The organism is Legionella sp. km772, assembly GCF_003989735.1.
In the GTDB taxonomy this organism is placed as follows: Bacteria; Pseudomonadota; Gammaproteobacteria; order Legionellales; family Legionellaceae; genus Legionella.
The window spans coordinates 1-8,773 of sequence record NZ_RZGQ01000118.1 but is presented as its reverse complement, the minus strand read 5'-3'; the positions used below and the strand labels follow the sequence as shown (position 1 = coordinate 8,773).

Genomic DNA, 8,773 nt, shown 5'->3' with positions numbered 1-8,773 from the left:
AAATCAAATAATCACTATAAAGATCAAGCATATCCATTTAATTCCCTCCCTAAAATTAAGGGCGGAATTCTAATGCTTTTTAGTCAAACTACAAGTTTATGTGCGTAACATGAGTTAATAAAAGCAAAAAAAGAGTTCTTGAACCCTATGCATCCTGATAGTCAAAATATGGAAAAATTTTGTAACAAGAGCGAGGCAGCAATAGCAGAGGCTAAGCCTCATCTCCAAAAACATAAAGCGACTGATTCGGGCTGGAAAGTACTCGATAAAATCATAGACTGGTTCAAGTCAGTCCTTTCGAAAACAGCCTCAGAGAAAGTTGCGGATGAGATGTCAGTTGAAATTAATAAGACTTTAAGTAAATAAAGCTGAGCTTTGATAGGGATATCTATGCTCTGAGCCCTCATATACGGCAGCGTTGTTGAATGCTTTGAGTTCACAGACAACAAGCTGCAATGGCTAAGCTAGAGCTAGTAAGCTACTGGAGATATAATCTCGATATCTTCGATTAACTCTCTGTCTAAACTCTTCAATTTATTTTCAGAGCGAGTACCGGAAAAAAACAATAGCTCCCCTTTGGCTTTGTAATTAATGTAATGAGCTGCACCGAAGCTAAGTGCCGCAATGAAATTCGTGATTGCCTTAAGAATATAACGTGCAATTTGGCTAAGCTTAGTTCTGTCGTGTGAAAGTACTTGTAAATAAGTAGCCTCAGCCTTATTAATTGACTTGATTAAGCTGAGTTGATCTAAGTAATTAGGCTCTTTATTATTATAAAAATGATATAAGGCTTCGAAACAGGTGTTTAAATAAATTTCGCCGCTTTGCTGCGCCAGCTTGTATTTTTGCGGCGCATCTTTCAAATTATCTAAAATTTGCTGATTACCTTCATAGACTTTTTTAATCGCTTTAATAAAATCCTTTTTATGAAGTGCTAAAGAGGGGGGCGTTAAAGAGCCTTTGATAGTACTTAAAAAGATTAGGCTGTATTTATTAGCTTCCTCATCAGCTGTATTAGGATAAAATTCTTTTATACCGTTTAAAAAACTTCGCGAATTTTGCGGTTTATATTCTTGAATAAGTTTGTCTTCTAGGGCATCTAACCACCGTTTTATATCCATAATAAAGGGTCGTTTCTTCAATAAGGGACAATAATTGAGGTTCTGGCTTATGATGGAATATAACAGAGGAATACTAGCATTTATTGGCAAATAGTTTTTCTGGAGCATTTTTAGACGATTTTTAACTAAACTATGTCCCTCTGCACTATTAATAGTTCCAGCTTCGATCATTTTAAGTAATAAAGGATCTTTAATTGGTATTTGTCTGAATACTTTTCCATGCGAGTGGAAACCTAAATAGGTTACATTTTTAGTTTTATCTTGTGAAATAATGATGTTTTTAGGTTTTGTATTTGAATGTATAATTTTTCCCTTATCTTCTTCATTAAAGAAGCGGTTAACTGACTCTATTTGATTAAAATCTGTAGGTAAGATAGGAAAAAATGAAGCGATGCTATGTGTCATTCCGATGAGCACAATCTGTTCTTCTATGGTCAATGGTTTTTGAACTTTTTTACCGCTTATTAATGCTTCTACCATTTTGCTTGCGGTGTACTGGTATAAGTGGGCAAGACGCATATGGCTAGCTAAGGCTAAATTATCAATAGCATCGGATGCATCTGGGCTTTGACGCATTAATCCGACAGCTATAGTTGTAGTAAGTGCAAAATGGCCGAAGCTGTTTCTATACTCTACGGCACCAAAAGCTGCATATTCCATCTTACTTACAAAAGAGCCGGGTTGAGTTTCTTGATTGGTTAAAAAATAGAGTTCATCTAAGTTTTCTTGCATGTCTTCATGCTCTTCAATATGCTCAGAAATAATAGATGTCCCCAGAAGGAGGTTTCTTAATAAAGCTCCGTTAGAAAAATGTTGTATTTTAATTTGTTCAAGAGTCTCGCCGCAGCGTGTATTTATAAAAGCGCCGATCCGCATATCAACGTGCTTGAAAAAATCAGCTTTTGTATTCATCTCGACTTGATCAAGTGTTTGTTGACTAAAATGTTTATTCGAGCACCAGCCAAAAACACGGCCATATTGGGCTTGATCACTGTGAATTAATCCAAATTTTTGATGACTTTCATGCACTATTATAGAGAGTTGTCCTTTAGCTATTAATTGCTGCACTTCATCATTTAGGCGAAGATTTTTATATAAAGCGGTTGTGGCATCGACAATTAAAGTGAGTGGTTTTGAACGCTTGGTATCAATAACATGGTGTTTTAAGAAGAGATTAATGTCTATACCTGGGGTTAAGCCCTCTGGATTCACAATAGGACCTGCGGAAATCATTAATACGTCCGCTTCATTGGGGTCATTAGTGCTATCAAGATTAAACGTATTGGGCAGCTCATAATAGCAAGGTTTAAATATTTTAACTTTGGGTCTGGTGTCATGGGGTGTAGTCATAGTACTAGCAATACGCATGGCAATCGCACAAGCACTGGCGCCAGAGGTGCTTGCGGTGGTTAAAAAGCGTGAGTTATTAAGATTAGAGCTATTGACCGATAAGGTTTTTTCTAGGGTTGATAATGATTCAGCTACATATCGCTCGTACTCTAACTCCATCACTATTGGGCTTGTATTTTCTACGAGTGCCAGGCTAATTTCATGGAGGACATAATAAATACAAAGTGCATAACGAGGATAATGGTAAAGATAAAAAGTATTGGTAAAGTCTATCATAGTGGCAATACGTTGTATGGCTGCAGAACTAATATTAGGAGGTAGATCGGATATTAATTTTCTCAAACATTGAGCTAAATGCGTAGTGGGATAGTGTTTTCCTCGCTTGCTAATTGCCTTTAGTTTAACCATCAACTCACTAGCTAGAAGCCCTTCTTTAGTTTTGGGTAAATTAGGATCTAATTCAATTTTATTATGAGGTGCGGATGGAATATCCAAAACAGTAGAGCGAATGTTTTCTGCAATTTCCCATGATGAGGCAACCAGCCCCATGTTCCTTATTTTATCTTTTAATTTTGTAACAAGTAGTTCATTAGATTTAGGAATAATCAAAACAGCAATGGTATGGGGTGCTTTTTTAATGAGTTGCAGTTGGTTGATCTCACTAAAAAGATCTAAAACATCTTCAATTGGATTATTCTCGAGCAAGGAAATAGGGATGTAGTGATAATTCTCTTTGTCTAAATGGTGGATTTCAAATTCTTTATACAACGCATCAAGGACAGGATTATCCAATGGGGTGGAGCGGTGATAGTATTCTACTGGACTTACGAAAGGATTCGGGATCTGCTCCTTGGCTACATGATGTTGTTCGGCTACATGATGGCCAAGCATAAGGGCTGATAATTGACGTTGTCTTTCATTGACATCAACCATGGATAGATACGAATGAAAGGGGGACTTTATCATCGCATTTTTAATCTTTTTTCCTTGCCATGCCTGTTGAATAATATGTTTGGCTTGTTCCTTCGATAAGGGAGGCGAAACAGAGGGAGGGGGAGGAGGGAGTACAATTTGATCAGAGTACGATTTTATCTGGGCAATTAGCCGTAGAACAGCATTATTATTCAAAAAAACGTCCATATTATTCTTCTTTATAAATTAGTTGGAAAGTGCAAAATAAACAAAGTGATACTGTTTTGATCAATTTTTAGTCCGAGCCGATTATACTACAATAAAATTTGGCTGGCGATAATTTCATGAGCTTGCTTACATTACGCACACAAATAGGTTATAGTTTGCCCTATTTTTAAAGAGCTTAATAAATAAAGGTTTTTTTATGAAAATAGCTATCGCAGCGCAACATAATTTGGTGCAGCCTAATCTTTCTTCGGATGATTGGTTAGTAAAACTGGAGCTAGAAAAACAAGGCATTAGTGTTGATATCATTGATTGGCGTGATGCGCGTATTGATCTAAATCAATATGATTCCATTTATGTGAGTTCAACTTGGAATGCAGCGGTTTATTACGAAGAGTTTATTGCTTGGCTTAAGCAGTGTGAAGTAAAAGGAAAAAAGCTGATTAATGATAGTGATTTTTTATTTTTAGGCGTACATAAAAACGAATACCTTAGTTTATTAAAAAACGAGTTCGGCAATGAGCCCTCCTTAGAAGGTTCTATAATTCCTGCCGAATTTATCAAACCTACAGATGATATCCAATCATTCCATCAAATTTGGGATGAGCTCAAAAAAAAACAAATCTGGCAAGGTGACCTCGTTATTAAGCCTATTGTTTCTGCAGATGGACGTGATACCTATTTAATTACGGATAAGCCAGAATTGCTTAAAAGAAGGGGTGATGAGTACCGGTCTTTTAGTGATGCAGAGGCTATAGTACAAAGCTTATTAGAAAAAAAAAGAAGTAAGGGCATTATCATTCAGCCTTTCATTAAAGCTGTAGAAACCAGTGGTGAATATCAATTGGTTTTTTTCGAGAATCAATTCAGTCATGCAACAGTTAAGCCCAAGGGCTTTAGAAATAATGTTTCTGCTTCTAGAACTCCAATTTCTGAACATGCTATCCCTGCAGGAATGCTCGATTTTGCCCAAAAAATAATCAATTTTTATGCCAACCTGCATCCTTATGGTTTAACCCGAGCACGTCTTGATTTCTTCAATGGCGAGAAAGGGCCCGTTTTATGTGAGGCAGAAGTAGTAGAGCCGCATACCAATATAAGACGTTTTCCTGTGGAACAACAAAAAATCATTATTTCAAATTATGCCCAAGCCTTGATTAGGCGCACGGTAGGATTAAAACTCCAAGCCATACTTGGAGACGAGGCCCAAACTTATTTCCCTATGTTAAATAATCCCAAATTGCTAAAAGCCATAATGAAGATTATGGATACTAATAGTACAATTTTGACTTATTTAGAAGTTTCCCAAGCAAATAAAAAATATGAGGCAGCAAAAAATTACTCTGCTCATTATATTAAAGAATGCTTAGTTGCTCTTAATGATTTTTTGGAAAGAAATTATCAAAATAAAGAATTGCTTGTTGGAGCCTTAGCTGATGCTAAAGAGGGGTATAACAAATCTGTTTTAGGAAAAGATAGAAGTAATCTTTCTATGGCCATTCGTTATTTATTAGCTGCGGTAGTGAATTTTGTGGCAGCACTAAGCTTTGGTTACGTTCATTATCAGCATTATAAACAGTCAGGAGTGGTAGGTTTTTTTACTGAGACTCATTCAGCAAGCCAATTAAGAAAAGCGCATGAAGAGTTAAACCAAAACTTAGAGCAGTCTTTTTCTTTGTGAGTTGTGGTTTTACCCCATCCATAAAGAGGTGCCAAGGCTTGTCTTTACGAGTCTTGGCGAGTTTTGAAGCTATGGTGCGGAAATGAGAAATGATGGATTGCTTCACTTATAAAGACCTAGGCATCCTTTTTGATGCACTAGCAGAGTTCACTCATAATAAATGCTAATTTTTCGCTAGCAGCCAACTCTGGATTCATCAATGTATTCAAAACTGATGGTTCTGATTCCTGAGGATTCTTAAAAGTTAAATAGATAATTTGTGCAATCTCTGTTAAAAAACAATCTGTATTTAATGAGTTTGCTTTATTGATTAATTGCGCAGCTTGCTCTAGATCGGCATTTAAAGCATAAATAATGGCAAGACCGCCCCATCCATCGGCTAGATTATCCACTATTGATATCGCATTTTGATAGGTCTTATGTGCTTCTTGAATATTATTATTTAATAATTGGCACCACGCTAAGGCAATATGGCAGTCATAAAATTCTGGATGTATTTCTAGAGTTCGTGCTAAATGTGGCTCGGCCAACAAGAAGTCACCTTGTCCCATGTAGGTGCTGCCTAAAGCAAACCACAACCTACTGTCTTCAGGATTAATTTTTATTAAGCGTTCAATCTCATCTATCTGAGTTTCTTGATTGAGCAGGCGCAACATAATATCGACTAAACGTGCGTCATAGAGTTCTGAATTTAACGCAAGAGCGCGTTGACAAAATTCTGCTGCAGATGCTTCATCGTTGTTATCAAAATACAAAAGTGATAAAAAGCTTAGTGCTTCAGCATCATCAGGATTTAGTTTTATTTGGGCTGCTAAAAGCTCAATTGCTTGCTCTGATTTATTTTGTTGTTGAAGAATTCGAGCCTTTAATAAAGGGATATCTGAGAACCCCTCGCTTTCTCTTATGTCAGATAAAGTGCTCCATGCTTGTTCATAACTATTATCAATATAATAAGTAAACGCTAAATTATACTTAAGCTCGGCAGATTTTTCTTGTTCTAAAGCCTCTAGAAAATGCTCTTTTGCTTTTTGTGTATCACCCTGTTTTAGATTTAATATACCTTGAATGCTTAAACAGGACTGACGGTCAATTCGTTTGGCTTTATTTAAATAAGCTTGCGCTTGTTCTAAATCCTCAAGTTCGGAATAGAGTTGGCTTATTTCAAGTAATAGTTTTAAATCTCCCTCATTTTGTTGAAGAAGGGACAAGCAGTGGTCTAACTTATTAGACGTCATTTAAGGGCCTTATTGATAAATAATAAAGCGCAATACTAGCAAGACTTAGGTAAAATCCCAATTATTTTGTCAAGCCTTAACTAATTTAGGTTTCTAATTTCGCATTTTTTGCCAGGTAAGAATTTTCATTGCGCTTAATTTCAAAAATACGATAAAGATTTAATGGTAATAAAAGCGAGTGGAGAATAAATATTGGTTGTAATCCGCAACCTAAAGCATACAGGATAAAGGCAATATTACTGCATAAGGCAATAAGACGTAAGGTAATAATTTTTTTAACATAAAAAGTAGCAAAAACCAAACAAGAAGCAACATAGCCAATTAAATCAATCATTGATTCCATTTTAACTCCGACTTCTCAATCCCTTCTATTCAACATAGCACTGAGTAGGGAAAAGCTGCAAGTCGCAGGTGTAATAAAATTAAAAAATAGCTTGCTGCATTTCCTTTATGTTAGAAAAATACTGTTTCTGTTAGGCTTTTATTCTAGATGGACGCTTTATAAGCCATTAAATTTTCCTTTGTTCTATAATTATCATAGGTGCATATTTAATGGTTGTTGTTATGAAGTCCACCGTACAAATACTTACCGTATTAGCTGCCCAAAAGCGAATGGCCAGGAGTTTAAGCGTCAGTGAGGGCATTAAAGAAATTTTGGATCCCATTTCTTTAAAACAGCTGGAATTTTGTATTACCCAAACTCATGAGATAATTACTCTTTGCTCGTCACTTCCAGGTTTGGAAAAAAATGCTGCAGAGGTAATGCGCTCCCGAGAGTTGGTCAATGATTTTATTCGGCAAAACATAAGTCTTATGTCCCAAATAAATGAGCGTTTCTTATTAAAATTACTTAATAGTGCCATAGGGGCTCAACATGCGGGAAATTGCTATGAGTTTGCCTTTTACACCCAATCTCTTTTAGATAAAGCAGGAATTAATACCCAGGTGTTTCGGGTCAAAAAGCCAGGCACAGATGATAGTCATGTTTTTTTAGTAGCTAAGCTCCATAGCGACACCACAAACCCCGAAGATCCTCGCTTTTTAGATTCATCAGCGATGGTCGTTGATCCTTTTATGAAGAAAATCTATCTTGCAAAAGAAATTCCTCGTTATTTAGAAGTTTGTGTTTTTGATCCCAAATCTGAGACCGTTTCTTATTTGCCTTTTAGTAAAAGTGAACATGTTTTGGACAATAAGGTTCATAAGGAATTAGTAGAGGATTGGCAACTATTTTTGCAAGCTAAGAACCCACCTAGTAAAGAAAAGGAGGTTGGCTTAGATGAGTCAAGCAGTATTAGCCCGAGCAATAAACAGTCTTTAAGTTAAGATGAACCGATGGGAGCAGTAAAAATAGTGCAATTTTAACTATACTTTATAAACCTCTTTAAGGAGAAGTATTTTGGGTTTAGTCTATAGAGATGCTGATCTTGATAAGTTTCCGCAAGTCAAAAAACAAGATTCTAAGCATATCAGCTTAGGTGATCTTCATGGCAATGCCTTAAAACTCATTTATATCTTAGTTGAAGAAGGGGTTTTACAACTTAATGAAGCAGCATACAACAGCTTGCGTGATATTTATAACACCAATGTCAACGATCTCACTGCCGAGCAATTAAGTAGTTTCCAAACTATTATTGCGGCAGCCGATGTTAATTTAGATAAAGCCGTAACGCTTATTGGTGACGAATTAGCGGACCGCGGTAATAATGATTATTTTACCTTATTAGTTTTAAAGAAATTACATGAATCTAAACTTAATTTAGATATTATACTCTCTAATCACAGTGCTGAATTTATTAGGGATTATGCGAATGTTCAGTTTACCGGGTTTTATAATCTTAGCATTGGACAGGGGCAATCTTTAGCTCGCATGCAATTTTTAATTGGCAAAGGATTAGTTAAAGAAGAGGAAGTAAGAAGCATTGTTCGAGATTGTTATATTCCCAAAGCTAAAGCGCTTAGCTATACCGTGTCACCTGAAGGCGAGCTTACTTTATTTTCCCATGCTCCTATTGGTCTTGAGACGATTCAAGGTTTGGCAAAGAAATTTGATCTTCCTTACCATGATAAAACCACCAAAGAGCTTATTCAGACCATCGATAGAATTAATAAAAAAATTGAAACCTTATTCATTACTCATGTTACGCACGGTCAATTTTAAGCTGCCATATTTTTAAGCTCCTGCCAAGCAATCTGGTTCGCTCTAAGAATCAATTTGTACTTAATAGCAAAGTGATTTAAATGAGTTT

Annotated in this window: 7 protein-coding genes; 4 read left to right on the top strand and 3 right to left on the bottom strand. The window is 36.1% G+C overall.

Going from position 1 to position 8,773, the window contains the following annotated elements; all coding sequences use genetic code 11:
* Nucleotides 1–147: 147 nt before the first annotated feature.
* Nucleotides 148–366 (top strand): hypothetical protein, encoded by a 219-nt coding sequence (locus ELY15_RS11250; protein ID WP_127100051.1) that lies wholly within the window; start codon nt 148–150, stop codon nt 364–366.
* Nucleotides 367–470: 104 nt separating this feature from the next.
* Here ELY15_RS11250 and ELY15_RS11245 read toward each other — a convergent pair whose 3' ends face one another.
* Nucleotides 471–3,611, bottom strand: coding sequence for a hypothetical protein (locus ELY15_RS11245; RefSeq protein WP_127100049.1), 3,141 nt, complete (start codon nt 3,609–3,611; stop codon nt 471–473).
* A gap of 196 nt (nt 3,612–3,807) precedes the next feature.
* Between ELY15_RS11245 and ELY15_RS11240 the strand changes: the two genes are divergently transcribed.
* Complete coding sequence (locus tag ELY15_RS11240) at nt 3,808–5,289, top strand: RimK family alpha-L-glutamate ligase (RefSeq protein ID WP_127100047.1); 1,482 nt, start codon at nt 3,808–3,810, stop codon at nt 5,287–5,289.
* Nucleotides 5,290–5,426: 137 nt separating this feature from the next.
* Here the strand turns inward: ELY15_RS11240 and ELY15_RS11235 are convergent, their stop codons facing one another.
* Together ELY15_RS11235 and ELY15_RS11230 are read right to left on the bottom strand one after the other, a co-directional pair.
* A complete protein-coding gene (locus ELY15_RS11235; RefSeq protein ID WP_127100045.1) occupies nt 5,427–6,524 on the bottom strand; it encodes a lipopolysaccharide assembly protein LapB in 1,098 nt (365 codons plus the stop codon).
* A gap of 85 nt (nt 6,525–6,609) precedes the next feature.
* Nucleotides 6,610–6,867 (bottom strand): hypothetical protein, encoded by a 258-nt coding sequence (locus tag ELY15_RS11230; protein ID WP_127100043.1) that lies wholly within the window; start codon nt 6,865–6,867, stop codon nt 6,610–6,612.
* A gap of 221 nt (nt 6,868–7,088) precedes the next feature.
* On the opposite strand from ELY15_RS11230, the gene ELY15_RS11225 reads away from it, so the two are divergent.
* Together ELY15_RS11225 and ELY15_RS11220 are read left to right on the top strand one after the other, a co-directional pair.
* Nucleotides 7,089–7,850, top strand: a complete 762-nt coding sequence (locus ELY15_RS11225) for a hypothetical protein (protein ID WP_127100041.1) — start codon at nt 7,089–7,091, stop codon at nt 7,848–7,850.
* Nucleotides 7,851–7,923: 73 nt separating this feature from the next.
* Nucleotides 7,924–8,685, top strand: a complete 762-nt coding sequence (locus tag ELY15_RS11220) for a hypothetical protein (protein WP_127100039.1) — start codon at nt 7,924–7,926, stop codon at nt 8,683–8,685.
* Nucleotides 8,686–8,773: the final 88 nt, after the last annotated feature.